The sequence below is a fragment of the Pseudomonas sp. KBS0707 genome, assembly GCF_005937945.2.
GTDB classification, from domain to species: Bacteria; Pseudomonadota; Gammaproteobacteria; order Pseudomonadales; family Pseudomonadaceae; genus Aquipseudomonas; species Aquipseudomonas amygdali.
Map to the genome: position 1 here is coordinate 4,455,837 of NZ_CP041754.1, position 26,820 is coordinate 4,482,656.

At 55.8% G+C, this 26,820-nt stretch carries 20 protein-coding genes, 1 tRNA gene and 3 pseudogenes; 15 read left to right on the forward strand and 9 right to left on the reverse strand.

Going from position 1 to position 26,820, the window contains the following annotated elements:
* Positions 1-34 precede the first annotated feature (34 nt).
* From FFH21_RS21195 to FFH21_RS21265, 14 genes and pseudogenes are all read left to right on the forward strand, one after another.
* A complete protein-coding gene (locus FFH21_RS21195) occupies positions 35-1,102 on the forward strand; it encodes a putative urea ABC transporter substrate-binding protein (protein WP_011169365.1) in 1,068 nt (355 codons plus the stop codon).
* A gap of 27 nt (positions 1,103-1,129) precedes the next feature.
* Complete coding sequence (locus FFH21_RS21200) at positions 1,130-1,945, forward strand: ABC transporter permease (RefSeq protein WP_004642515.1); 816 nt, start codon at positions 1,130-1,132, stop codon at positions 1,943-1,945.
* A pseudogene (locus FFH21_RS21205) lies at positions 1,942-2,725 on the forward strand (ABC transporter ATP-binding protein). The gene FFH21_RS21200 and the pseudogene FFH21_RS21205 overlap by 4 nt, the downstream one beginning before the upstream one ends.
* On the forward strand, positions 2,722-3,447 hold the full coding sequence (locus FFH21_RS21210) for an urea amidolyase associated protein UAAP1 (RefSeq protein WP_041924622.1): 726 nt from the start codon (positions 2,722-2,724) through the stop codon (positions 3,445-3,447). The pseudogene FFH21_RS21205 and the gene FFH21_RS21210 overlap by 4 nt, the downstream one beginning before the upstream one ends.
* Positions 3,448-3,458: 11 nt before the next feature.
* Positions 3,459-4,076, forward strand: a complete 618-nt coding sequence (locus FFH21_RS21215; protein WP_004658269.1) for an urea amidolyase associated protein UAAP2 — start codon at positions 3,459-3,461, stop codon at positions 4,074-4,076.
* Between the two features lie 109 nt (positions 4,077-4,185).
* Entirely contained in the window at positions 4,186-7,986 is a 3,801-nt protein-coding gene (locus FFH21_RS21220; RefSeq protein ID WP_011169367.1) for an urea carboxylase, read from the forward strand.
* A 35-nt stretch (positions 7,987-8,021) separates the two neighbouring features.
* Positions 8,022-9,815 (forward strand): allophanate hydrolase, encoded by a 1,794-nt coding sequence (gene atzF, locus FFH21_RS21225; RefSeq protein WP_011169368.1) that lies wholly within the window; start codon positions 8,022-8,024, stop codon positions 9,813-9,815.
* Positions 9,816-9,829: 14 nt separating this feature from the next.
* Positions 9,830-11,089 carry an IS256-like element ISPsy17 family transposase gene (locus FFH21_RS21230; protein WP_004663377.1) on the forward strand — a complete coding sequence of 420 codons (1,260 nt, stop codon included), beginning with the start codon at positions 9,830-9,832 and terminating at the stop codon, positions 11,087-11,089.
* 72 nt (positions 11,090-11,161) lie between these two features.
* Positions 11,162-13,870: a dermonecrotic toxin domain-containing protein gene (locus FFH21_RS21240; RefSeq protein ID WP_230383645.1), complete on the forward strand. Its 2,709-nt coding sequence runs from the start codon at positions 11,162-11,164 to the stop codon at positions 13,868-13,870.
* Between the two features lie 56 nt (positions 13,871-13,926).
* Positions 13,927-14,151 (forward strand): cysteine-rich CWC family protein, encoded by a 225-nt coding sequence (locus FFH21_RS21245; RefSeq protein WP_004658276.1) that lies wholly within the window; start codon positions 13,927-13,929, stop codon positions 14,149-14,151.
* A gap of 35 nt (positions 14,152-14,186) precedes the next feature.
* Positions 14,187-14,879, forward strand: a complete 693-nt coding sequence (locus tag FFH21_RS21250) for a pseudouridine synthase (RefSeq protein ID WP_004658277.1) — start codon at positions 14,187-14,189, stop codon at positions 14,877-14,879.
* A 297-nt stretch (positions 14,880-15,176) separates the two neighbouring features.
* Positions 15,177-16,058 (forward strand): alpha/beta fold hydrolase, encoded by an 882-nt coding sequence (locus FFH21_RS21255; protein WP_011169370.1) that lies wholly within the window; start codon positions 15,177-15,179, stop codon positions 16,056-16,058.
* Positions 16,059-16,205: 147 nt separating this feature from the next.
* Positions 16,206-16,279 (forward strand) — tRNA-Gly (locus FFH21_RS21260).
* Positions 16,280-17,751: 1,472 nt separating this feature from the next.
* The gene (locus FFH21_RS21265) at positions 17,752-18,183 is read left to right on the forward strand and encodes a TetR/AcrR family transcriptional regulator (protein ID WP_004658279.1); all 432 of its coding nucleotides are present in this window, start codon (positions 17,752-17,754) and stop codon (positions 18,181-18,183) included.
* Here the strand turns inward: FFH21_RS21265 and FFH21_RS21270 are convergent.
* From FFH21_RS21270 to FFH21_RS21295, 6 genes and pseudogenes are all read right to left on the reverse strand, one after another.
* A pseudogene (locus tag FFH21_RS21270) lies at positions 18,079-19,122 on the reverse strand (threonine/serine dehydratase). The gene FFH21_RS21265 and the pseudogene FFH21_RS21270 overlap by 105 nt on opposite strands.
* Before the next feature lie 13 nt (positions 19,123-19,135).
* Positions 19,136-19,876 (reverse strand): SDR family NAD(P)-dependent oxidoreductase, encoded by a 741-nt coding sequence (locus FFH21_RS21275; protein ID WP_050772275.1) that lies wholly within the window; start codon positions 19,874-19,876, stop codon positions 19,136-19,138.
* The gene (locus FFH21_RS21280; RefSeq protein ID WP_041924843.1) at positions 19,876-20,580 is read right to left on the reverse strand and encodes a 2OG-Fe dioxygenase family protein; all 705 of its coding nucleotides are present in this window, start codon (positions 20,578-20,580) and stop codon (positions 19,876-19,878) included. The genes FFH21_RS21275 and FFH21_RS21280 overlap by 1 nt, the downstream gene beginning before the upstream one ends.
* A gap of 11 nt (positions 20,581-20,591) precedes the next feature.
* A complete protein-coding gene (locus FFH21_RS21285) occupies positions 20,592-21,467 on the reverse strand; it encodes a hypothetical protein (protein WP_011169373.1) in 876 nt (291 codons plus the stop codon).
* Positions 21,468-21,504: 37 nt separating this feature from the next.
* On the reverse strand, positions 21,505-22,401 hold the full coding sequence (locus tag FFH21_RS21290; protein WP_004664038.1) for a DMT family transporter: 897 nt from the start codon (positions 22,399-22,401) through the stop codon (positions 21,505-21,507).
* Between the two features lie 12 nt (positions 22,402-22,413).
* Entirely contained in the window at positions 22,414-23,367 is a 954-nt protein-coding gene (locus FFH21_RS21295) for a transporter substrate-binding domain-containing protein (RefSeq protein WP_011169374.1), read from the reverse strand.
* Positions 23,368-23,452: 85 nt separating this feature from the next.
* Here FFH21_RS21295 and FFH21_RS21300 point away from each other — a divergent pair, with 85 nt between their 5' ends.
* Positions 23,453-24,439 carry a LysR family transcriptional regulator gene (locus FFH21_RS21300; protein ID WP_004658897.1) on the forward strand — a complete coding sequence of 329 codons (987 nt, stop codon included), beginning with the start codon at positions 23,453-23,455 and terminating at the stop codon, positions 24,437-24,439.
* 57 nt (positions 24,440-24,496) lie between these two features.
* Here FFH21_RS21300 and FFH21_RS21305 read toward each other — a convergent pair.
* The 3 genes and pseudogenes from FFH21_RS21305 to FFH21_RS21315 all read right to left on the reverse strand — a co-directional run.
* Positions 24,497-24,778, reverse strand: a pseudogene (locus FFH21_RS21305) (transposase); the annotation flags it as partial.
* 199 nt (positions 24,779-24,977) lie between these two features.
* On the reverse strand, positions 24,978-26,234 hold the full coding sequence (locus FFH21_RS21310; protein WP_011169375.1) for a polysaccharide lyase family 1 protein: 1,257 nt from the start codon (positions 26,232-26,234) through the stop codon (positions 24,978-24,980).
* A gap of 123 nt (positions 26,235-26,357) precedes the next feature.
* Complete coding sequence (locus tag FFH21_RS21315) at positions 26,358-26,804, reverse strand: GNAT family N-acetyltransferase (RefSeq protein WP_002554939.1); 447 nt, start codon at positions 26,802-26,804, stop codon at positions 26,358-26,360.
* Positions 26,805-26,820 lie beyond the last annotated feature (16 nt).

Sequence of the window (26,820 nt, forward strand, 5' to 3'; positions counted from 1 at the left end):
GGCCGCCTTTTTTCACTACTGGAGATTTCTCAACATGCAAAAGTCTCGTCTCTTCGGTCTGCTCACGGCAGGCCTGCTTGCTGCGTTGAGCCTCTCGGCGAATGCCGCCCAAAAAGATCACTTCAATGTCTGCTGGACCATTTACGCAGGCTGGATGCCGTGGGAATACGCTGGTAGCCAGGGCATCGTCGACAAGTGGGCGAAAAAATACGGCATCAAGATCGATGTCACCCAGCTCAATGACTACGTCGAATCCATCAACCAGTACACCGCTGGCCAGTTCGATGGCTGCACCATGACCAACATGGACGCACTGACCATTCCGGCTGCGGGCGGTGTGGAAAGCACGGCACTGATCGTCAGCGATTTCTCCAATGGCAACGACGGCATCGTGCTCAAGGGCGAGGGCAAAAAAGTCGCCGACCTGAAAGGCATGGACGTCAACCTGGTCGAGCTGTCGGTGTCTCACTACCTGCTGGCCCGGGCGCCGGACAGCGTCAAGCTCAGCGAAAAAGACCTGAAGGTCGTCAACACCTCGGATGCCGATATCTCGGCAGCCTTCAATACCGATGAGGTGCAGGCCGTTACCACCTGGAACCCGATGCTGTCGGACATTAAAGCCAAACCCGGCGTGACCGAAGTGTTCAACTCCAGTCAGATTCCTGGCGAGATCATGGACATGATGGTCGTCAACACTCAGACCCTGAAGGACAACCCGGCGCTGGGTAAAGCCCTGACCGGTGCCTGGTTTGAAGTGGTCGCGCTGATGAATGCCAAAAACGCTCAGAGCAAGGCTGCGCTGGAACACATGGCCAAGGCATCGGGCACCGATCTGGCCGGCTTCCAGGCGCAACTGGACACCACCAAGCTGTTTGCCACGCCCAAGGAAGCCCTTGAGTTCGCGACCAGCAAACAGCTGCCGGACACCCAGCGCAAGGTGGCTGACTTCTCGTTCGCCCACGGTTTGCTCGGTGAAGGCGCACGCGATGCCAATGCGGTCGGCATGTCGTTCGCCAATGGCGTGATGCTCGGCGACAAGGGCAATCTCAAGCTGCACTTTGACCCCAGCTACGTGCAGATGGCCGTCGACGGCAAGCTGTAAATCACGTTCAGTAGAAAGGTCATTGCCATGCGTTTGATAAACCGCCATCCGGACCGTGCCGGTCGCCTGATTCTGGTGATCCTGCCGTTCGCCCTGTTGCTATTCGCCTACTTCATGGGCTCGGCCACCCGGCTTGCGGAAAACCCCACCGACAAACTGCTGCCCAGCGCAGTACAGATGGCCGATGCGGTCAAACGCATGGCGTTTGTTGCCGATACCCGCAGCGGCGACTACCTGCTGTGGCAGGACACGGCATCGAGCCTGCAACGTCTGGCCATCGGCTTGGGAATCAGCGCGCTGTTGGGCCTGTGCCTGGGCATTGCGGCGGGCATCCTGCCGCTGTTCGGTGCGCCGCTGTCGCCCTTGTTGACAGTAATGTCGATGGTGCCGCCGCTGGCGATCCTGCCGATTCTGTTCATCGTCTTCGGCCTGGGCGAGCTGTCGAAAGTGATGCTGATCGTGATCGGCATCACGCCGATTCTGGCCCGTGATCTGGAACAGCGTGCCCGGGAAATTCCGGTCGAGCTGCTGATCAAGGCGCAGACCCTCGGCGCCTCGACCTGGACGCTGATCCTGCGGGTAGTCCTGCCGCAGTTGCTGCCGCGTCTATTGATTGCCCTGCGCCTGGTGCTGGGTTCGGCGTGGCTGTTCCTGATCGCCGCCGAGGCCATCGCCTCTACTGACGGTCTGGGTTACCGGATCTTTCTGGTCCGCCGCTACCTGGCGATGGACGTGATTCTGCCGTATGTGGTGTGGATCACCCTGCTTGCCTGGCTGATGGACTGGGGCCTCAAAGCCCTGACCCGACGCGCCTTTCCTTGGTACGAAGGGGCGCGGACATGAGCTTTATCAGTGTGCGTAATGTCTGGCAACAATACGACGATCAGGTGGTGCTTGAAGGCCTGAATCTGGACGTAGCAGAAGGCGAGTTCTGCACGCTGGTCGGCGCATCGGGCTGCGGCAAGTCGACTTTTCTGCGCCTGCTGCTGGGTCAGGAAACGCCGAGCCGTGGACTGATCACGCTGGACGGCAAGGCCCTGCGCAATGAGCCAGACGCCAGCCGTGGCGTGGTGTTTCAGCGCTATTCAGTGTTCCCGCACCTGTCGGTGCTGGACAACGTGGCGCTGGGTCTGGAACTGCCCCGCTCGGCGTGGCTGGGCCGACTGTTCGGCCAGGCAAAAAGCGAGGCACGCGAGCACGCCGCGCAACTGCTTGGCAAGGTTGGCCTGGGGCATGCGCTGGATAAGTACCCCACGCAATTGTCCGGCGGCATGCAGCAGCGTCTGGCCATTGCTCAGGCGCTGATCATGAAACCCCCGCGTGCTGCTGCTGGACGAGCCGTTCGGCGCGCTCGACCCCGGTATCCGCAAGGACATGCATCACCTGCTGCTGGACCTGTGGCGCGAAACGAAACTGACCGTGTTCATGGTCACCCACGACCTGTCCGAAGGCTTCAACCTCGGCACCCGCCTGCTGGTATTCGACAAGGTCCGCCACGACCCGCACGCGCCCGGAGCCTATGGCGCGCGCATCACTTACGACATCCCCCTCAACAGCGAACGCCGCGCCGAGCGCGCCGCCATCGATTCGCTGCTCAACGTTTCAGAGGAGCCCGTTCAATGACTGACTCAACCACGCTTTATCCGGTTTTCGCCGAAGAACTGCTGCCCGGTGGCGGCCATCGTTCGTTCATCCTCAAGCGCGGCGAACTGCTGCGCCTGACCGACCTGCACGGCAACGCCAACGTCAGCCTGACTCTGCTCAACGCTCACGAAAAAACCGAGCGGCTGAACCTGCCCGACAGCCTCAAATGCCAGCACACCGCCAGGTTGAGCAACGGCCATTGCCTGTATTCGGACATGGGCCGCGTGCTGGCGGCCATCGTCACCGACACCTGTGGCTGGAGCGACAGCATTGGCGGCGTGCTCAATGCTCAGGAAGTCGCTGAAAAATACGGTCAGGGCCGCTATCAGGAACTGCGCAACGGCTTCTTTCGCAATGGCGTCGACAACCTGTTGGTCGAGCTGGGCAAATGGGGGCTGGGGCTGTCCGACCTGCTGATGACCCTCAACCTGTTCAGCCGCGTCGATGTCGACGAGGCAGGAATCCTGCACTTCGCCCCGAACAACTCGAAAGCCGGTAACTACATCGAGCTGTACGCACCGATGGACACGCTGGTGGTGCTGACCGCCTTGCAACATCCGATGGACCCCAACCCGGAATACGCCCCACAACCGCTCAGACTCAGCTGGATGAAGGCCGACGCCAGCGTTGCCGAGCACTGCCGCACCTCGCGCCCGGAAAACGAGCGCGGCTTCATCAACACCGACCGCCTGTTCGCCTGAGGAGCCCTGTCATGAATTCACACACTCACATTTGCTGCGACGCAACCATACCGGCAGGCGAGCCGTTCCTGGCCGAAGTCAAGGCCGGACAGACCGTGCGCATCCTCGATCTGCAAGGCAACCAGGCGGTCGATACGCTGTTTTTCAGTCTCGCCAACCCGCGTGAACGCTACGACGTACAACGCACCTTGCGCCACCAGAACAGCGTGTACCTGACCACCGGCAGCGTGCTGTTTTCCAACCTCGGTCAGCCGATGCTGACCATTGTCGATGACACCTGCGGTCGCCACGACACGCTCGGTGGCGCATGCGCGCAAGAGAGCAACACCGTGCGCTACGCCCTGGAAAAACGCTACATGCACAGCTGCCGCGACAACTACCTGCGCGCCTGCCTGCACGACGGGCGTCTGACCAAGGCCGACATCGGTCCGAACATCAATTTCTTCATGAACGTGCCGGTGACAGCCGAAGGCGGCCTGACCTTCGAAGACGGTATTTCCGCGCCCGGCAAGTACGTTGAACTGCGCGCCGAGATGGACGTGATCGTGCTGATTTCCAACTGTCCGCAGCTCAACAACCCCTGCAACGGCTACAACCCGACGCCTGCGCAGTTGCTGATTCGCGACTGACCCGGCACCAGCCCTCAGCAACGGACGACCGTTGCGTAGATAGATCAATAGCGGGACGGCCCGCTTCCCATCACGAAACCGAGCGCGTCTGGGTTTCCGGGGTTATGCCATGTTCGACAAACTGCTGATCGCCAACCGTGGCGCCATTGCCTGCCGTATCCTGCGGACCCTGCGCACTTTGCAGGTGAAAGGTGTGGCGGTGTATTCCGAAGCCGACGCCGCAAGCCTGCACCTGATGCAGGCCGACGAAGCCCACAGCCTGGGCGAAGGCGGCGCAGCGGGGACTTATCTGGCGATGGACAAGATCCTCGCCATCGCCAAAGCCAGCGGTGCCGGAGCCATTCATCCTGGCTACGGGTTTCTCTCCGAAAACGCTGCGTTTGCCCAAGCCTGCGAAGACGCCGGTATCGCCTTCGTCGGGCCAACGCCCGAGCAACTGCGCGTATTCGGCCTCAAGCACACCGCTCGCGCACTGGCCAGACAGCACGGCGTGCCCATGCTGGAAGGCACCGAACTGCTCGACAGCGTGGAGTCAGCCATCGCAGCGGCGCGTGATATCGGCTATCCGGTCATGCTCAAGAGCACTGCAGGCGGTGGCGGCATCGGCATGCGAGTGTGCCGTAGCGCTGAAGAGCTGGCCGACTCGTTCGAGGCGGTGAAGCGCCTCGGCCAGAACAATTTCAGCGACGCGGGCGTGTTCATCGAGAAATACATTCAGCGTGCCCGCCATCTGGAAGTGCAGGTGTTTGGCGACGGCCAGGGCGAGGTGCTGGCGCTCGGCGTACGTGACTGCTCAGTGCAACGCCGCAACCAGAAAGTGCTGGAAGAAACCCCGGCCCCCAACCTGCCCGACGGCATGGCCGATGAACTTTGCGCGGCAGCCATCAAACTCGCCAGAGCGGTCAATTACCGCAGCGCAGGCACCGTCGAATTCGTCTTCGACAGTGAGGATCAGCGCTTCTACTTTCTGGAAGTAAATACTCGTCTGCAGGTCGAACACGGCGTCACCGAGCAGGTGTGGGGGGTAGATCTGGTCAGCTGGATGGTACAACTGGCTGCCGGAGACCTGCCGCCACTGGAGCAATTGCAGGCCGGCCTGAAACCGTCCGGCCATGCCATTCAGGCACGGCTGTACGCGGAAGATCCGGGCCGCGACTTCCAGCCCTGCCCCGGCCTGCTGACGGCGGTGAATTTTCCGCCTGCCGATGGCCATGCACTGCGCATCGACACCTGGGTTGAAGCGGGCTGCGAGATACCGCCGTACTTTGACCCGATGATTGCCAAGCTGATCAGTTGGGCGCAGACCCGCGAGCAGGCCAGCACCGGGCTGATCGATGCGCTGAACGAAACGCGCCTGTACGGGGTCGAGACCAATCGCGACTACCTGCGCCAGATCATTGCCGACACGCCGTTCTCCAGTGGTCAGCCGTGGACCCGCTGCCTGGAAGGTCTGGTGTATCACGCTGACACCTTCGAAGTGTTGAGCGGCGGCACGCAGACCAGCGTTCAGGATTATCCGGGGCGGCTGGGTTACTGGGCCGTCGGTGTACCGCCATCCGGGCCGATGGACAGCCGCGCGTTGCGCCAGGGCAATGGCCTGCTGGGCAATGCCGAAGGATGCGCTGCGCTGGAAATCACCATGAGCGGGCCGTTGCTGCGCTTTAATACCGATGCCGTGATTGCCGTGACCGGTGCGCAGATCCCGATCACGCTCGATGGCGAACCCCGCGCCATGAACACCGCGCTGCTGGTGTGCGCAGGCTCGACCCTTGCGCTGGGCACCATTGCAGGTGCCGGCGTACGCAGCTACCTGTGCGTACGTGGCGGGCTGGAGATGCCGGATTATCTGGGCAGCAAAAGCACCTTTACCCTCGGCCAGTTCGGCGGGCATGGCGGGCGGGCGTTGCGGGCCGGTGATGTGTTGCACATTGCGCCATTGGTGGATCGTAGCGCGGGCCAGCGGATTGCCGATGACGCACTTGAAGCGCTGCCTGACATTCGCCGTATAAGGGTCATTTACGGCCCCCATGCTGCGCCGGAATACTTTACCGAAGCGTACATAGAGACATTTTTTGCAACCGACTGGGAAGTGCATTTCAACTCCAGCCGTACCGGCGTGCGCCTGATCGGCCCGAAACCCGAATGGGTGCGCGCTGACGGTGGCGAGGCAGGTCTGCACCCGTCCAATATTCACGATAACCCCTATGCGATCGGCGCGGTGGATTTCACCGGCGATATGCCCGTAATCCTGGGCCCGGATGGACCTAGCCTGGGTGGGTTCGTATGCCCGGTGACTATCATCGAAGCGGACTTGTGGCAGCTGGGGCAGTTGAAGGCTGGTGACAAGGTCCGGTTTTATCCGGTGAGTGTCGAGGCATGTCATGCAGAACGATGTGGGAGCGAACTTGTTCGCGAAGGCTATATTCCTGACGCAGCAGATCAATCGACTGTACCGCCCTCTTCGCGGACAAGTCCGCTCCCACAAGGCACCGCGGACTCCATTAGGAGCGAACTTGTCCGCGAAGGCTATATTCCAGATGCAGAAAATACATCGACTGTACCGCCCTCTTCGCGGACAAGTCCGCTCCTACAGGGCACCGCGCGCCTTCAAGGCACCGCGAACTCCTGTGGGTGCGAAGCTGTGCGCATAGAGGATTTGCCCTCCCCGGTCATTCTCGACATAGGTCAGGACGATAAACGCCTGGTTGCACGCTTGTCCGGCGATACCCACCTGCTCCTGGAAATCGGGGCGCCAGAGCTGGATCTGGTGCTGCGTCTGCGCGGCCATGCCTTGATGCTGGCGCTGGAGGCCAAGCAACTGGGGGGCGTGATTGACCTGACGCCAGGTATTCGCTCGCTGCAAGTCCATTACCGCCCCGAACAACTGCCGCTCCGGCAATTGCTCGACATCGTCGCTGGAGAGTGGGACGCATTGTGCGCAGCGAAAGACCTGCAAGTGGCGTCGCGCATCGTTCATCTGCCGTTGTCCTGGGATGATCCGGCCTGTCAGCTGGCCATCGAGAAGTACATGACCACCGTGCGCAAGGACGCACCGTGGTGCCCGAGCAATCTGGAATTTATCCGGCGCATCAACGACCTGCCCAATCTTGACGAGGTGCAGCGTACGGTGTTCGACGCCAGTTATCTGGTCATGGGGCTGGGCGATGTGTACCTCGGCGCACCGGTCGCCACGCCTTTGGACCCGCGTCATCGATTAGTGACCACCAAGTACAATCCGGCGCGCACCTGGACCGCCGAGAATTCGGTCGGCATCGGCGGTGCCTACATGTGCGTGTACGGCATGGAAGGCCCCGGCGGCTATCAATTCGTCGGCCGCACGCTGCAGATGTGGAATCGCTACCGTGACGTTGCCGCCTTCGAGGGCAAGCCATGGCTGCTGCGCTTTTTCGACCAGATCCGCTTCTACCCGGTCAGCGCCGACGAATTGCTACGCATCCGTCGCGATTTCCCGCTGGGCCGCTTCGATCTGAACATCGAACACAGCACCTTGAACATGGCTGACTACCAGGCCTTCCTGACCCGCGAAGCCGAAGGCATCACGGCATTCCGTGCTCAGCAACAGTCCGCGTTCAACGCCGAACGCGAACGCTGGATCGCCAACGGCCAGGCCGACTTTCAGAGCGATGAAGGCGTCGCGCCAAACACCGAAGAGTTGCCACTGCAAACGGGCCAACAAGGCGTCGACAGCCACATCGCTGGCAATCTCTGGCAGGTCCAGGTGCAACCCGGCGAGCGTGTCGAAGCGGGTGATGTGCTGGTGATTCTGGAGTCCATGAAAATGGAAATCCCCCTGCTCGCGCCAGTCGCAGGTGTGGTGCAGGAAGTCAGGGTGCAACCCGGCTCGGCAGTACGCGCAGGGCAGCGGGTGGTGGTGCTGGCAGCAGACTGAACCGATCAACTTTTCACTTTCAATGGAATTGCGTCATGAACGACTCAGCACTGCCCAACGACCTGCGCCTGGATACCGTACGCACTGCTTACCTGTCCGGCCAGATTTCCCCACGCCAGCTGATTCTGGCGCTACGGGAAAAAGCCGCAACGCTCAATGCGGATTACCACCTGTTCATTCACCTGCTCAGCCCGGCTGAACTGGAGCCCTATCTGGCCGCACTGGAAAATCGCGATATTCAAAGCCTGCCACTGTATGGCGTGCCCTTCGCGATCAAGGACAACATTGATCTGGCCGCCATTGCGACCACCGCTGCCTGCCCGGCGTACGCCTACACGCCAGCGCGCTCGGCGACCATCGTCGAGCAATTGATCGCGCTGGGGGCGGTGCCCATGGGCAAGACCAATCTGGACCAGTTCGCCACCGGCCTGAATGGCAGCCGCTCGCCCTATGGTGCCTGCCCCAACAGTGTCTTGAAAGAGTACCCGTCCGGCGGCTCAAGCTCTGGTTCGTCACTGGCCGTCGCGCTGGAGGTCAGTAGCTTCTCGCTGGGCACTGACACGGCGGGTTCGGGCCGTGTGCCCGCAGCGTTGAACAATCTGGTGGGGCTGAAAGCCAGCAAGGGGCTTATTTCCACCGCAGGTGTCGTACCCGCTTGCCGTACGCAGGATTGCGTGTCGATCTTTACTGCCACAGCAAGGGAAGCCAGCCAGTTGCTGGGGCTGGTTGCCACGCTTGATCCGCACGATGAATACAGCCGACGCAACCCGCAGTGGAATGACCTTTCGGCATTCGGCGCACCTCGACCGTTTCGCTTCGGCGTACCACGCGCCGAAGACCTGGAATTCTTTGGCTGTAACGAAGGACCGAGGCTGTTCAGCGCGGCCATCGCCCATCTCACTGCGCTGGGCGGCGAAGCTGTCACGGTAGACCTGTCACCGTTTCTCGAAGCGGCGCGGTTGTTGTACGAGGGGCCGTGGGTGGCCGAACGCTACAGCGTCGCCGGGCAGTTAATGGAAGAACACCCTGACGCGGTATTGCCGGTGATCCGCGACGTGCTGGCCAAGGCACCCCAGATCAGCGGGGTCGATACGTTTCGGGCGCAATACCGTCTACAGGCGCTCAAGGTGATTTGCGATCGGGCGCTTGAAGGGCTGGATTGTGTGGTAACGCCGAGCATCGGCCGCCCGGTAACTTCAGCAGAACTGGCTGCCGAGCCAGTGCTGCGCAATTCGGAGCTGGGCTATTACACGAACTTCGTCAACCTGCTCGACTACGCCGCCATCGCCGTACCCAGTGCCTTCATGAGCAACGGTCTGCCGTGGGGCATTACGTTGTTCGGACGGGCATTCACCGATCAATACCTGCTCAGTCTGGCCGATGCTTTCCAGCGGCACACCGACCTGTCTTTGATCGGCGGTGAAGCACCTCGATTGCCCGCGCCGAAGACCGTAGCAGGTAACGATATGGCCCGGCTGGTGGTCTGCGGCGCGCACCTGGACGGACTGGCGTTGAACTGGCAGCTCAAGCGACGCGGTGCCCGTTTGCTGGAGTGCACACACAGCTCAGCCGACTATAAATTGTTCGCGCTGGCCGGTGGCCCGCCTTTTCGTCCAGGCATGGTACGGGTGGCCGAAGACGGTGTGGCCATTGAGGTGGAAGTCTGGGAGTTGCCCAGTGTCGAGCTGGGTTCGTTTCTGACCGGCATTCCGGCACCGCTGGGCCTGGGTAAGGTGCAACTGGCCGATGGCCGCTGGGAGACCGGGTTTATCTGTGACGCCTACGGCGTGGAGACTGTCAGAAATTTTGTGTTCGGGCATAACATGTAGCTAGAGGTGCATGTATGCCGACCAAAAAGAAGTCCGCCAATGCAACAGCGAGGGAGTTGCCCTCGATTCCCCAAGAGCTGATCGAGCAGTTTGTTAAAGGCCCGATGAGCGCCGAAGCCATTCAAGACGCGTCCATGGCGTTCAAGAAGGCTCTGATCGAGCGTGCGCTAGGCGCCGAGCTGGGTCACCACCTTGGTTACCCTCAGGGCGCGGAGCGCCCTGAGGGGGCGACCAATCAGCGCAATGGCAAAAGCAGCAAGACGGTTCTGACCGACGACGGGCCGCTTCGCCTGGATATCCCCAGAGACCGCGATGGTAGCTTCGCCCCGATCCTGATTCCCAAGCACGAACGACGTTTTACAGGCTTCGACGACAAGATAATTGCCATGTACGCCCGGGGCATGACGGTGCGTGAGATCCGCGCTTTTCTATCTGAGCAGTATGGAACTGACGTGTCCCATGACTTCATCAGCTCAGTCACCGATGCGGTCATGGAAGAGGTGGGCGCTTGGCAGCAACGACCCTTGGAACCGATGTATCCGGTGATCTTCTTCGATGCGTTACGGGTCAAAATCCGGGACGAGGGGTTAGTGTGCAACAAGGCTATTTATCTGGCGCTGGGGGTATTACCTGATGGCACGCGCGACATTCTGGGTATATGGATCGAGAGCACCGAGGGTGCCAAGTTTTGGATGAAGGTGTTCAACGACCTCAAGACTCGTGGCGTTGAAGATGTTCTGATCGCCGTCACGGATGGCCTCAAAGGAATACCGGAGGCGTTGGGGGCGGTTTTTCCTGCCACGACGCTGCAAACCTGCATCGTGCATCTGATCCGCAACAGCTTGGACTATGCCGCTTGGGATAAACGTCGGGCACTGGCCAAAGCACTCAAGCCGATCTACCAGGCGATCAATGCCGATGTGGCTGAGCAAGAGCTTAACGCCTTTGAAGCGGGCCCCTGGGGCAAGCAGTATCCGACTGTAGTTGCTGCATGGCGTCGCGCCTGGGATCGGGTTATACCGTTTTTTGTTTTTCCGGCGGGCATTCGCAAAGTGGTTTACACGACCAATGCCATCGAGAGCATCAATGCCCAGTTACGCAAGATCATCAAGACTCGAGGGCACTTCCCGACCGATGAGGCTGCGACGAAACTGATATGGCTTGGGTTGCGCAACATCACCGCCAACTGGGGTCATGCGGCACACGACTGGAAAGTGGCAATGAATCAATTTGCGATCCTGTACGGAGACCGATTTACCAGACCGAGCTGGTAAAACAAGGGCCTGCCTGACGGCAGGCCCTAACCAGCCCGAACACAAAAAAACTGATACTCCCGCGCAAGGCAGGTGCTCAAGTGGCTCAGCGAGACACCGCTGGATCGCGACTACAGCATGGCTCTGGAGGCTTTCAGGACACGACACACAGTCACCTGCCGCACCTTGTCGCGGTTGGGTTTTCTGGATGGGCTGGCTCACCGGTTCTTCCACGGGCACATCAGCCGCGACGGCTATTTCCTGACGCTGGACGCTCTGGGGCTGAGTGATTTCCCTGCCGACGTAGCGACACTGGAACAGAGCGGCCGCGGTGAGAAATCCGAGGTTCGAATCTTGTCACTCAACGGCGAAACGGTGCCGGGAATTTTTCAGGTCAGGTCGAAAACCACCTCCCACTGTTTCATTCACATACTGAGTGCCAAGGGCAACGTCATCGAATACATCAGCGATGATCCGGACCAGATGACCAACAGGCTGCTGGCGGCCCTGAATGCCTCGAGGCTCTATGGCTACGCGTTGCATGCGCTTGATCAGGACGCAGGCATAGTTGCCAGCGCGCCGCTGCTCGCAGAAGACGTTTTTACCGAACTGACCCAGGCATCATTTGCCGAGACACAGCTCAACAGCCAGAACATCGACCTGCTGAAGACGGTATCGCGCAGCCTCAAGCTGGCCGGGGCGGTAGACCTCTGGCAGACCAACCCTGCTCTTCAGGAACACATCCCCTCGGCCTCCAGAATGGCTGCGCAGGTCATGGAGACTTATCTGCTGGAACATCACGGTCTGACGCTCAACCCTGACCACGTGTTCATCGCCTATCAATCCGGTAACTCTATCAGCCCGCTGGGCGGAGCCCGCAATCCACCCACGCATGTTCACACGCCCGATGAAAAACCGATCAGCCTGAGCGAAGCGCTGGTGATCAACTACCGGGTGGATGCTCCTCAGGGCTACATTGATCACGACGGTATTACAGAGGTCTTTCTCGACACCACCGGCCAGGGCGTACGCGCTCAAGGCCAGAGTTTGGCGATCACGCCGCAGGCACTTGAAGACTATATCAAGGCATTCGATTTTCTGAACTGGATGACCAAACGTATTCAAGAATTCTGGGGGCAGCAAAAAGAAGCCATCGAACAGGCACTCAAATCAGCCTTCATCCATCAGGCGCTGATCAGCCTGAAGCGCGGCAGCCTCAAACGCAGCGGTTTCGATCAAGTCGTTGAAGCGCTCGCCCCTTCTGCGCCCAATCACTGGCCGGTACTTGGCTTCTTCGTTCAGGGCTCGCTGATCGACGGCATGGAACATCAATACACCGGGCTGTTGATACTTGAGCAACCCGGTAAACCGAAGGTGCTCTATCAGCCTGGGTATCCCGAAGCCTTTATCGAGTTTACGGACGGCGATGCACTTGAACGCTATCTGAACCTGAAGACCGCCCAACCGGACTGGCGTGAAGCCGTGATGCGCTACGTTCCCGTGCGCCATCACCAACGTCTGGACTACCTGTTCAAGCTATGGGGCGGCGTTCAGGCACCCGGTCCGCCCGTCTCCATCCTGCGCCCGTGGACGGATGCGCTGTACAACCCAGACGCTCGAAAAGCCCTGCACCACTCATTGTGTGAAAAAAAACTGGAGGGCTCGCCGTTCGGTTATCTGCATCAACTCCTGAAACAGAATTCGCTGGCTGATGCAGAAGAGCAGATCGTGACCTCCGCACAGGTTTCGCTGACGTACTGGACAGACCGCCTACACCACTTACAGCGTTTGCTGGTGCCCATGTCTCTGTTGCTGACACCGGCGTTTTTAACGTCGCTTGCAGCGGATGTCGGACTTACTGCACTGAGTATTGCCTCCGCGAATTTGCCGGGCAGTCGTTACGCAGAAAAGAATCAGGCGTTGCTGGCAACATTATCGCTGGGCTTGTTACAGCTTGGGCCGCAGACACCGAGACTACTGCGCACATTGACCAAAATCGTCAAACCTGCCGGTCATACAGCGGGGGCGTCTTTAGTGTTGTCCGGTGGCTCACGAGGCTCCAGCCATTTAGGCGCGCGGCCATTAAAACCGCGCCATACACGACTGGAAAAATTCTTTCATACCGACGCCCTGCTAAAACGCTGGACCATCACCAGCAGAGTGTCGCCCGGTTTGTTGCCGGTGCATGCCTGGAAGCTGGGCCGCCGGTTCCTGCTCTGGACGTCGGACAGAGGTCAGGCGCGGACACTGGTGGTCAGCACCCACGGGTACTACACCCCGTGGACTGCGACGGTGAAGATCCCCAACGGCACGGAGATCCGCACCTATGCGCCGCATGGTTATGAATTGGTCGACCCCAAATTGCACCGTATCGTCAACAAGAATGCCCGGCCGTTTGCCATTTCCAATACAAAGGAAAATATCCTGATGTATCCAGTAGCCGCGCATGAGCCATTGCTGATGACGGACAAGATAATCGCGGGCACTTCACTGCCCGGCAGGCTTAAGAACTACAGCCTGTCCAAGTTCCAGACAACCAGTTACGAAACCTATGACGATATTGCACGGGTGGTAGGCAACTCGAACGCATCGCCCCTCAAGGGCTGGTTACCGCCAACGCCAATGGATGTACTGACGGTACGCAACCGCTTCGGCAAGACGCCACCGTCGTTGAGCGACCTGTTCAACAGCCTGTCGACACAGGGCATCCATTACGACAGGGTGCTGCTGGTGCACTGCCGATGCGCAGCAATATCTGCACTGTTGCGGCGCACACCGGTTTATCATCCCCCTGCAACATAGCCAATTGGCAGGAGCGCCTGCACCAACTGCCCCGATCATCGAGCAAGACAATAGCCATGAAAGACACCCGCCTTTGCCCTCTGTGCGGCTTCAACAACCAGTGCAGCCTGGCTGACCCGCTTACGGCAGATCAGGCCTGCTGGTGCTTTTCGGAAAGCATCGACCCGGCTTTGCTTGAAGCCCTGCCTGCGGACATCCGCGACAAGGCGTGTCTGTGTCCGCGTTGCGCCGGGATCGAGGAGGCCGCATCCGGCCAGTCTGCCGACCGGATCAACAAGTAGGATGCGCCCCCCATCCCCTATCAGCCACTATCGCCATGCGTCTTGATCGCTTCCTCAGTAACCTGCCAAGCCTCAATCGCAAAAGCGTGCGCCTGGCGCTGGCCAGCGGGCGGGTGCAGGTAGACGGGCAAACAACCAGCGACCCGCACCACGAAGTGCGCGAGTTCAGTCGCGTAGCGCTCGACGGGGAAATACTGCAAGCCGGCAAAGCTGCCCGCTATTTCATGCTGCACAAACCTGAAGGCTGCGTCAGCGCGACAGTTGATACACAGCACCCGACAGTCCTCGACTTGCTGGACGAGCCTGACAGACACGAGCTGCATATCGCCGGGCGGCTGGACTTCAACACCACTGGCCTGATGCTGATTACCAACGATGGTCAATGGTCACGACGCCTCACCCAGCCGAAGACCAAAATGCCCAAAGTGTATTACGTCGAGACCGAACAACCGATCGACGAACGCTATGCAGCCACATTCGCTGCCGGTATGTATTTTTCATTTGAGAACATCACCACGCAACCGGCGCAATTAACCCTGCTGGGGCCACGTAGCGCACGCCTGACTATTGTCGAAGGTCGTTATCACCAGGTGAAACGGATGTTCGGTCACTTCAATAACAAAGTGCTGCGCCTGCACCGGGAGAATATTGGCGCGCTGGCGCTGGACCCTGCCCTGGCACCCGGCGGCTACCGGGCGTTGCACGCTGCGGAAATCAGCCTGTTCTGAAAAGTCACAACCGTTTGGCGGATTACGCAAACAAGGTACGAATGACACTTGCGGGTTAACGGATCGACTGCTTGACTGGGATTGTCAGTCCTTATGCGACTGATGAGTCAATCCATTATTCCAAAAAACACTTTGTCGTATCGAGCCGCTGGTTCGCGACACATTGCCCGCCAATAACAATACCTGTCGAACAGCTTATCGGATCGACATGGGCCTTTAATCGGCTATCGCCTGCCTGTCACGAAACTCGTGCAACGTCATGTGCACGTCTACCTGTTTACGCCAGGAGTTACACCTATGTCGCCAGAAAAAGCAGTGCTGGACATACAAGGACAGTTTCGGGTTTATACCGAGTTCTATCACACCGATGCCGCCGCAAAGACCATCATTCTGGTCAACGGCTCACTGGCCACCACCGCGTCATTTGCTCAGACCGTCCGCAACCTTTACCCCACCTTCAACGTGGTGCTGTATGACCAGCCTTATTCGGGCAGGTCCAAGCCACACAACGTGCACGGCGCACCGCTGACCCGGGAAGAGGAAGGTCAGCTGTTGCTGGAACTGATCGACCATTTCAACGCCGAGCACGTTCTGTCCTTCTCCTGGGGCGGCGCAGCTACGCTGGTTGCACTGGCGCATCAACCTAGACGCATCGAAAGCGCGGTGATCAGCTCGTTCTCCCCGGTCATCAACGGTGCCATGCGCGAGTACCTGGACAAAGGCCTCGACTACCTCGGCGCACATAGCCGTTACGACATGGGGCATTTGATCAACAACACTATCGGCAAGCACCTGCCGGCGCTGTTCAAGCGCGTCAACTATCGCCACGTCAGCAGCCTGGACGGTCATGAATATGACCAGATGCACTATCACTTCAGTCAGGTACTGGAGCTTGACCCGGACAAATACCTGACAGCAGGGCAGCGCATCAAGGTGCCGGTGCTTTTCATCAATGGCGCCTGGGACGAGTACACCTCCGCGAACGACGCCGCGCAGTTCTCCCGATACCTGCAGAACTGCAGCTTCAACACCATCGAAGCCACAGGCCACTTCCTGGACATGGAACACAAGGCCGCCTGCCGCGACTCGAAACAGGCGCTCATGAACTTCCTGCAACCGGCACACGCGTCATCCAGCTTCTACAACCGGGTTCAGGGTCACCATGCTTTCGCCTTCTGAAACCTGTGAGCGCCTCTCCGTCAGTCCACACGCATGTGCAGCTGGCGGGGGGTGTGATCAGGAGGGAAATCGCTGCGCGGTGAAATTAGCGCTTCAAATCAAGGCAGGGTTCTGGTACAAAGTCAGCCGCTCAGAGCAGCTCCCAGAGCGGGTATAGTTTAGTGGTAAAACGAAAGCTTCCCAAGCTTTAGTTGAGGGTTCGATTCCCTCTACCCGCTCCACCTTCCAGCCAATGATTCCGGGCGTTCCAGGCAGTTTTGCGCTAGAGCGTAGGCCTTCCTAACCCCCCTCGCAGCGCCGCCATCAGCCCTCCCTAAAGTCCCAAAAAACTTGGTGCACCGTCGATTACCCCAATACGGCGTCTTGCCTGACCCACTTTTGCCTCAGCTCACTCAATAAACCCCTAAAGTCTGATCCGCCGACATGCCTTTTGAGCTTGAACGGTGCACACCTAACCGTCCCGAAAGCCAAATCATGCAGGGGAGTGAACGGACTGCCCATTTCACTGCCCACCCGCCCTACCTGAAGACTCCGATGCCCAGAACCTCGACCACAGTCGATGCCGAAGCCGATGCTGAGATTCAGACTTCCGTTGCTCGACTTGCTGCCCCCTCGCGCTCGCGATGACGAAATCGCTTAACGAAGCTGCTATCAATCAGCTCATCGACTTCCAATCCCAGTGCAAAGTGACTAGAGGCGCCATTGCGCTATTGGGGAATGAAAACATTATTCTGAATACATCGGTGGCGCCTCGCTCGGTTTACGGCTTGACTGGCCTCAAAAGTTTCCCAGAACCTTGCACATCCAGAACGACACCCTTCAGTTTCGCCAATCACAGTTGAACCGTTAGCGACTTAACCGCCTTGCTGCATCGACACCAAGTGCAGCCTCGACCTCGCTAATCGATGACAGCACCTCGGATCAAACTGGCAGATCAATTTATCCAACTCTTCTCAATGCAGGCTCAAGATAGAGCTATTATCTGTCCCAGCTTCGTGAACAACGTAAATGATATAATGAGTGCAGATTCTGAAACCCGTTTTTTTCAGAGATTCGGCCCACCAATAAATCAAACCGCTCAACAACTTCGAATCATTTGCAGCTCGAAAACTTAGGTTAGTTATCTCCCTCTGGCTTGACGAGGCTTGTTTGACTTTTTCGGGAGTCCAAGCGCACACGGTGATATTAAGTCCACCGAAGAGGGAGGTGATCATTGGAATAATCGACGAATGCCTGGCATAGCTCGACGTAGGCGCCCGGAAGCTCATGAGTGCAAGTTAGCAGCAGAGCACTATCATTAATATCAGGCGAGCTCTAATTCTCAATACTGCATCGATAATAGCGGTAAAAACAGCAATTCAGTCGGTACAGAGCGGCCGCAGACAATTCATCTTTGATTACCTGATTCACGTGATGAAGCAGATGATAAAACCTTGTCCACTACGCGTCGGTATCTATCAGCGAAATTCTCTCAGAGCATAGGTACCCATTGCGAATAATCGTGTCCGACCGTCCTTCCGGCCATTGCTTCAGGCGCAGATAGATTTTTGTCCAAATAATCCCGCGCCAACTAATCCCCACCAGAACAGCGCAGTGGTTCTTTACAGTAAAGTAAAGTTAATCAGACAAAACATGGGTGGCGGATCGCATCTCTTTCAGTAACACTTAACCCACTCTGCTACAGGTAAACAAAATGAACGTGGCCACTCCCTCCCCCGTCGACGATCTCCTCAATCCGAGTGAAACCGCGTCACGCCCGGTCAGAATTCTCGCGGCAGCAGGCAGGATGTTCATCGAGCGGGGCTTCGAGGGAGCCAGCATGGAAGAGATCGCCAAGGCAGCAGCGGTCACCCGCCAGACTCTGTACAACCGGTACCCAGAAGGCAAGGAGTCGCTCTTCGTCGCCGTGGCGGAGCGGATGTGGAAGGCTTTCACAATCATGGACGTGCACGCACTGACTGATCCGAGGAAAGGACTCAGGCAGATCGCTACCGAGTTCGCTTGCTTTTGGTCAGGCCCATTAGCCGCCGACTTCTTGCGCATGGTGATATTGGAGGGGCGACGCTTCACCGCGGCCAGCGACCCTGACGTGCGGCACCACGGGGTCGGAGTAGAGTTGGGATAGACCGACTAATTTTGCCAAATCCATGTTGGCTACTGTCATAACGGAAACTGAGATCGAATTCCTCACATCGTATTGCTGCAGATACTTTCTGGCACCTGCAAGAGCTAATGCCCCTGAAGGCTCTGGAAGCGACCGAAGTTTTCTGTGGACTTCGCAGATCGTAGCGTACACGTCTGCGTCATCGACTGTGATAACACTATCCAAATTTTGGTTGCACATCTCATAGCAAAGCTCACCAACCAGCCTGACTGCGACGCCGTCACATATAGTATTGACATTGGGAATTGCTGACGCGGCACCTTCTGCTAATGAATGTTGCATACCCGCCGCGCCTTTTGGCTCAACTCCAATCACCTTCACCTGAGGGGCGCACGCTTTCATATAACTGGAGATTCCCGCCGCGAGCCCTCCTCCGCCTATAGGGACGAACAAGTAACCGAGATTTGGGATCTGGCTGAGCACTTCCATGCCCACAGTAGCCTGGCCCAGAATCACCTGAATATCGTCGTAAGGATGTACAAACGTGCTGGCCTTTTTAACGGAGTACTACAGCGCAATCAGCTTACAGGCTTCAAAGTCAGCGCCTGTTTGAAAGACCGTAGCGCCGAGCCTCTTAATGGTATCTATTTTTATCAGTGGGGTCGTGAGTGGCACAAAAATGTAAGCGGGACACTTAAAAAAACGACAGGCTAAGGCTACCCCAATAGCATGGTTTCCCGCAGAGGCAGTAACCACACCCGCATTGCGCCGCTCAGCGGATAGCTTTGATATGCAGTTGAAAGCGCCTCTTAGCTTGAATGAATGGCCTAGCTGAAGGTCTTCCCTCTTGATGTAGAGCAAATTACCTTTGCAATCCAAATCGTCAAAGATCTCTGAAGGGGCAACTTTGGCGATATAATAAACTGAAGTTTGTGTAACCTGATCCATAAACGCATTCATAAGAGCTCCTTAATTAAATCAGTTTGCCTGCGCTCCAACCCCCATCAACAACAAAATTAGACCCCGTAATAAAAGATGCTTGATTTGAGGCGAGGTACAACACGGCATTGGCAACATCTTCGGTAGTACCGGTTTTCTCCAAAAATTGACCACCCATTATTTTGGACATCTGTTCGTGGTCGGTAAAATAATGTTCCGTAAGCGGTGTTCTTATCACACCTGGGGAGATTGCATTTACCCTCACACCGAACCGTCCATATTCGATCGCCAGCTGTTTGGTGAGCCCTATCAGCGCATGTTTCGAAGTGACGTATGCGGTGCGATTTGGCTCACCCAACGTTCCTGACACCGACGCAATATTCACAATGTTCAAACTTGCACCAGCGGCCCGAACTTTAGCTTCTACCAATTTTGAAATGTAAAACACGCTCGTTACATTGAGGCTCATTACTTTAGTCCACATTTCGACCGATAACTCATCGATCGAGCATATCTCCCTGATGCCTGCACAATTTACTAGCAAGTTAGACTTGGAGGATAATGAAGTATGTTCCACCACCTCACTTATACTTGCCAAATCGGTTAAGTCGACCTGTGCATGGGTATAGCCAATGCACGCCTCAAGCTCCGAATTCGAATTAATATCAAACCCAAAAACTTTCCAACCATCGGCCAGAAGCCGGAGCGCTGTGGCTTTGCCGATACCACTACCGGTACCAGTCACCATGGCAACATTCACTTCATCGACATCCATTATCGGCTCCTCTGTTGAAACGTCACCAAGATGACATCGCGGATTACTGGCTCAACCGAGATCGCTCCAAGTGGCGTCACAGCATGGAACTTCTGATGGTCTACAACCAAAGTATCAAGATGAGATGTCAGCCGTAGCACCTTTTCTATATGCCTCCCGTTCGGAGCGATCAGATTATCACCCCCCAAAGCGCCGGGTGACGTACCTAAATGGTGAACAAATACTAGATCTTCGTCATCTTTATGCAGCCATATCGGCGAACTGAACGATGGTTCTTCCAGCGTCGCCTTGTACCTAAAAAGATGAACCCCCATATCTACATGGTTAAGATCTTCTATTTTAGGGTGCTGCTTCGCAAACGCCAAGTCATAGTCTACGAGTGAGTAAAAAAGCGGATCAGATAGTAAAGATGAATGTATAGCAGGATATGATCTGACAATTCCCCCCGTATCCGGATTGTACTCTTTCGTTTGCTGGTAATCGTAGTAGTGGCCGAACACTATCTCACCATTTCTGACTGAGAATTGTATGTAGGATCTAAACCTATTTCCTGGTGAGTAGGGGTCTCTAATAAGCTCAGCATAGGCAAGCCTCAGCGCATCATGCCAGCTCGCCATGCTGAGTTCACCGGCGAAACGGCCCGCATAATACTCTCCGGGAATAAACGCCCAACCGTTGTTGCTAAGATCTGAAACGTAGTCCATTGCGCTTCCCGTCATGTCCAGTAAATAACTTTACTACCTGAGGTAGCTCCTAGAAAACGTCCAGCGGTAAGACGCTGTCCGTTCACCATGGAAGTGACTCCATGAAGGTTATTAGCGTTGAGAAAATACACATCCCCAGGATTAAGTTTAACGCTAATGCAGCTCACTGATTCAAGCATCTCCAAAGGATAGGGGTAGCCTGTATCGCTCACCCCTAGATCGTTCCTTAGAGACTCATCGGGCTCCAAGTTCCAAACCTTCAACTCTCCGCCCAGACCTGACCTTTCTAAACATGCGTTGTAAGCCAAAACAATATCCACGTTTTTAATTTCGAAATCATCTTTATGAGCGAATTTGAGTTGCGCCTTGTCCTCATGAGGCAGCAGCGCCATGCGGCCGTTATCGAGCCAACGACGCATTGTAGCGAAAGCCGCCCAGGAATTTTTGTATCTTGCAGGCCCAAAGTGCATGCCTTCCTTCAGGAAAAGCTGCTCCAGACTTCTGGTGAGGAAACAGTCTTCGATGACGTCTTCATCAACTAGATCAAACATGTCCAAGGTGATGGTGGATGACTCTAGAATAGAGCGGCTGTATTCCGATCCGCTTTTAGAAAACTGAGTTGCGCCTATCTGATGAGTTTTTACAAACCCATCATTTTCACGTGTACTCCCCCTGATAGCCAGTTGTTGATCGAAGGCGTTGAGAAGCTGAGTATATGAGTCAGCCCTCATAGCGTTACGCACCACATACAACACGCTGCCGTGATGATCACCCTTGACCAACAAATCCTTGACGATCGAAAAGTCTAGACTGCGCGCCTCATGTTCAATGTAACCGAAATCCTGACGCGACTTGCCTGAGACCGCCAACAAAGCTGCAGACTGCATAATGAAACTCCCTGTATTTTGAAGATATCCTAACGATTCAGATATTTACCGCTTTGGTTTTTCTAACGAATGGATTGGCATTTAGCGTACCCATCAGACCTGAAAAGATAATCATCACCCCACCTAGAACCTGCAGGGAGTTGAGTGCCCTGCCGAAATAGAGATAATCAACCGCTACAGCCATAAGCGGATACACGTAACCTAATACCGCAATTTTGCTGGTCGGTAGCTTTTGGTAAGCGGAGTAGATCATGATATACATGATTGCACTGTGCACAACTCCAAGGGTTAGCACTAACGACCACTGCACTGCAGTGCTTGGCAACTTATCAAAGTTAGCCAAGGGCAATAACACCACTACACCAATAGCCATCTGCGACAACGCAACTATGTGAGGAGGAATTTTGTCCATTTTCTTAGTTGCTATTGTCGCTACTGCATAAAAGAAAGCAGCAAACAAAGCGAGCCCACACCCCACGAGGTAATTACTATCTTGGCTTTCACCACCAGGGTTGACAATTAGAAGAACCCCAGCAAAAGCGATGCATACATATACCAATCGATGCTTACTAAGGGATTCCCTCAAAAATAATGCCCCCCCAAAGAAGACTAAGAAAGGCTGAACATGATAGATCGTAGTAGCAAGACCAATAGAGATATGAGTGTATGAATTAAATAATGTCACCCAGTTAATTACAATAGAACAACCTATGACGAGCAAGCAGACGACGTTCTTTTTGCTAAAATAGGAGGCCTTCAACATTTTCTTATAAAATATGTAAGCTAGCAATACCCCGCCGCCTATCAGACAGCGAAAAAAAACCGCGTTAATAGCGCTTTGTCCAGATTCAACTACAAAGAGCCCAATCGTTCCCGATATCAGCATCGCCAACGAGAGCTGTATCACGCCTTGACTTTGATTTTTGTCTTCCACAACTACATCCTCTTAAATGAATAGCGGCGAATAAAGTAGTCCACCGACCGATCTAAGCCTGTTCTCACGCCGAGTCTGGCGTAGAATCGACTTAGATCCCAAATGACGCTCAAAAATCTCCTCATAGTTTCCGACATTCTTCACTACGTCAGCTGTGAAGGACGGCGATATGCCGAGCTTGGAAGAAATACGCGGATCTGGGTGGAGATACTTCCTGATATACCAATTTTCCAACTCATAAAACGCGTTTAGGTTATGAGAGTTAATGCCAATATTTTCGCTTTCAATGATTGACCTTAGCACCCAGGTCACAGCGCTTGTTAGCTGGGTCTTTGATGAAAGCGTTGCGGGAGACATTGCTTCCCTTGAAATCATCTGCTCAAGAATGACGTGATCTCGCGAATCTCTGAGCTTGGTCTGCTCGCCCGAAAGCAGATATCCGTCCAAACAATAGTAGTTGCAGACATCAAGATTATAGGCGTTACGCGCATCATCGAAGGTTTTGTAAAGATGCACGACTCCCTTCAAATTCTGTTCCCTAAAATACCTATTAAGGTTATCCCCGGTTGTAGAGCCCTCTAGAGCTGCCACCCTGATTTCCCCACTCACGATGGGACGGGACATGCCGCCAGCAGACTTAGTCATCAGCATCTCGCCATCGAACAACATCGGGTGGCAGAATTTCACCTCGCTGATTGTTTCTCTTGAGAATGTGATGCTCGAATTGAAGCACCCCAGATCGATGATGTTTTGTTGAAGCGCGTCAAATCTGTCGTTAGAAGCTAGAGGAAAATACTCAATACACTGGTCATCGCCAAAAATCGCGACGGAAACCGCCCTCGCCAGGTCGACATCAAATCCAGACCATTCACCCTCTGAGTTTTTAGATGATAGTCCAATGAGGCCCAAGCTCACACCAACCCGAAGATAACCTCTCTTTTTGATATCAAAAACTGAAGCATCCATAATATTCCCACTCCCTAGTTGACCTTTACTTTTTATAATTTTTTGATAGGATTGAATAGATATTTCCAACGCAAAGGATCTATGCATGGCAAGCACAGCTGACCAATCTGAGATAATCCCTGGCATGCTGGTCTTTCGCCAAGTCGTAGTCTCCGGCAGCTTTTCGGGCGCGGGGCGTACGCTCGGTTTGTCCCCGTCAGCTGTAAGCCGCCAAATAGACCGGCTGGAGCGGATCTTGAACGTCGCCTTGGTGACTCGATCTACTAGAAACCTATTTATCACCGAGTCAGGTCAAGATGTGTTCAACGTCGCATCGGAGATCGCTTCCGCCACCGATAGTCTGATGGGCCGAATTGAGGCGGCCATGGTTGAACCCGAGGGACTGCTTCGCGTTACGGCTCCAGTTACGATCGGTAAGATTTTGCTATCAAGTTCAATTGCTGAATTTCTTAGGGTCTATCCTAAAATAAAGGTGGATCTCAACTTTACTGACAACATCGTCGACATCTACAAAGAAAAGTTTGATCTATCTGTACGCATTACCAGCACTCCACCACACGACATGGTTGCTCGGAAACTGTTTGACGTTGAATATCTGCTGGTTGCAACGACGGGCGAGGTATCCTTTGAAATCCCAAGTCACCCTGAGGACATCTCCAGCACGCCGATGATAACGCCCAGCGACTCATTTTTTGGCGAGGAAATGACGTTCAACCACACTGACTACTCCTACACCGTACGGTCAACACCTAGGTTAATGGCTAACAATAGTGAGACGCTTTTAGGAGCCATATTCAGTGGAACGGGCGTGGGCGTGCTTCCCAATTTTTTGGCCATCCCGCTTATAGAGAGCGGACAATTGAGGAGCATTTTGCCTGAATGGCAGATCAATAATGTAACACCCTCGTCGGTCTTTCTTCTTTCGCACCCTAGTAAAATGATTTCAGCCAAAGCCCGTGCTTATATTGAGTATCTGGAAGGATATGCATCAGGAGCGTGGGGCCTTGACCCCATTGCACTATCGCGCGAATCCGTTGGCGTAAGCGAATCGCATGTAGCGACGCCGGAGTAGCGCAATTTGGATCTACGCCCCCACCTGTCATTGCTGAGACGGTGCCCGTCGGCCCCTATCCAGGCGAAGCGGCCCGTCGTCGGTCAGAACCGTCTTGCTGCTTTTGCCATTGTGCTGATTGGTCGCCCCCTCAGGGCGCTCCGCGCCCTGAGGGTAACCAAGGTGGTGACCCAGCTCGGCGCCTAGCGCACGCTCGATCAGAGCCTTCTTGAACGCCATGGACGCGTCTTGAATGGCTTCGGCGCTCATCGGGCCTTTAACAAACTGCTCGATCAGCTCTTGGGGAATCGAGGGCAACTCCCTCGCTGTTGCATTGGCGGACTTCTTTTTGGTCGGCATACATGCACCTCTAGCTACATGTTATGCCCGAACACAAAATTTCTGACAGTCTCGCTGATATCGCGTTGCGTATGCCCAGCCTTACTGCACCCAGAGGCTGAAGCGCACCCAAACTGATGATAAGGACCTCACGTACTTCATCGGCTAACAGTGCCAGGCCATTGCGCGGGCAACCAAGGAATCACGATACGTCACGAAGCTATCGTGATTCCCATGAACCAACATCCACCTTCCCCACTCCCGCGTCACGCATCACCTGCCCTCTGGCCTCTTGCGCCGAAACCGGCACCACCAGAAACTGCCGATAATCCCTGAAAGCCTCCAGCACAGATGTGTCCTGAGGACGATAATCATCGCCACTCATCTGTTGCTGATTCGCCACACACGCTCTTCCAATAACACTCATACACACATCGTTTGCGCCAGTTGAACCCGGCCCAAACAAAGCAAACGCTGTACCCGGCTGATCCGTATCGTTGAACAGTGGATGGGCTACGTTTTCAAAATCATTCCCTTCCACCAGCAACTGTGAAGATGAAGTCCGCGACATGATTGCGCCTTGGTAAGTCATGCGCTGAAAGACGTTATTGACCAGTTGAGCGCGGACTTGCGCATTATTCATGCCTCCGGAGTGCGGCGCTCTTCCCGAGGCGTCGTGTATGTAGTTTTTTGACAGCGTCAGCGTGTCCTGACTGCCGAGGAACAGCCAGACCCAGTAATGATGGCCATCGCAGGTCGACGAGTAAGGCGTGCGACCATCGAACTCATTGCTGGAAATGGTGACGTGTGAAGCAGTGCCCCAGCCTGTCACGATCATTTGTCTGCCGATACGGGCGAAGGTGTTGTGGTCAATCCACACGCCATCGGCTTTGTTCAGAGTGAGCGCATCTCCGCCCCATACGACACTCGGGTTGATGTCTGAAAGCGTCAGGTTACGGACAATCACGTTATGCGCGCCGTCACCGATGAACAGCCCCGCACCTTGGATACCGGCCTTTTTGCCCACGCCTATCAGGGTCTTGTTCGATCCGACTTTCAGTGGCTTCAGCCCTGCATTGTCGTAGGTCACCATGACCGGTGGCCTGGATTGGCAGAAGTTGTTGGGACCATTGAGAGCAAGCTGCTCGCCGCCATGCGGACACTGCTTGAGCATGCAGCCCGGTTCGGTGGTTTCGGCGCTGCCTTTGGCAACGAGACTCCCACGAAAGTCGAACAGGTGCTCCAGCACAATGACCCGCGGGGTTTCATCGGTACAGGCACCGCGCGAGTCGTAAGACGCGCACAGTGCAGACCGAAGCTGGTCAAGCGTTGAAGGGTGTACTGCCGCGGCGGCTCCGCCACCCGTAACCCCTTTGGCAAAACCTTCCGGCAAGTCCGCTGCCTCCAGGTATTGCGCACCCGACAGCATCAGGAACAAAGCAGAAACGCATTGCAAAAGAACACCCAAAAGCCTCATTTTTTGAACTTCCAGTCCTATTCGCGAAGAGTCGCGAAAACAGTCTGAATGCTAAACGCAGAGCGGCCTCCCTTACTCGTATTCTGTAGACTTGGTCAGGCTCTGTTCAGCCGCGAGCATCCCTCACGAAAACGCCAGCTCCATTCTGATACTGTCGATTCCAGGACCATGCCCGTCCACTTCGACAGAGGTCACGACAAACCCCAGATTCAAGTAGAAGCCCTGAACGTGCTGGCTGGTATCGATGTGGGAACGGGTAACGCCCGGTAATGACCTTACGACATCAAGTCTCGCCTGGGTCAGAAACCTCCCCAGGCCGCTACCGTGTTGCTCACCGTGGACCATGCCCCATGTAAGCTCGGCCACTGACGGGTCTGACAGCACGAGGTATCCCCCGCAAGCCAGAACATCGCCATCACGCTCGACAACGAAGTACTGACCCAACGGTGCCATCAGGAAGCTGGCAAATTGCTTGCGCTCCGCAGGATCAAAGTAACGCGGTACGTTGCTGTCGAAAATATCCAGACAGATATTCCGGGCCGAAAGTGTGTAGGGTAAGAGCGTTGCCATTTTTAGCCTGTCTGTT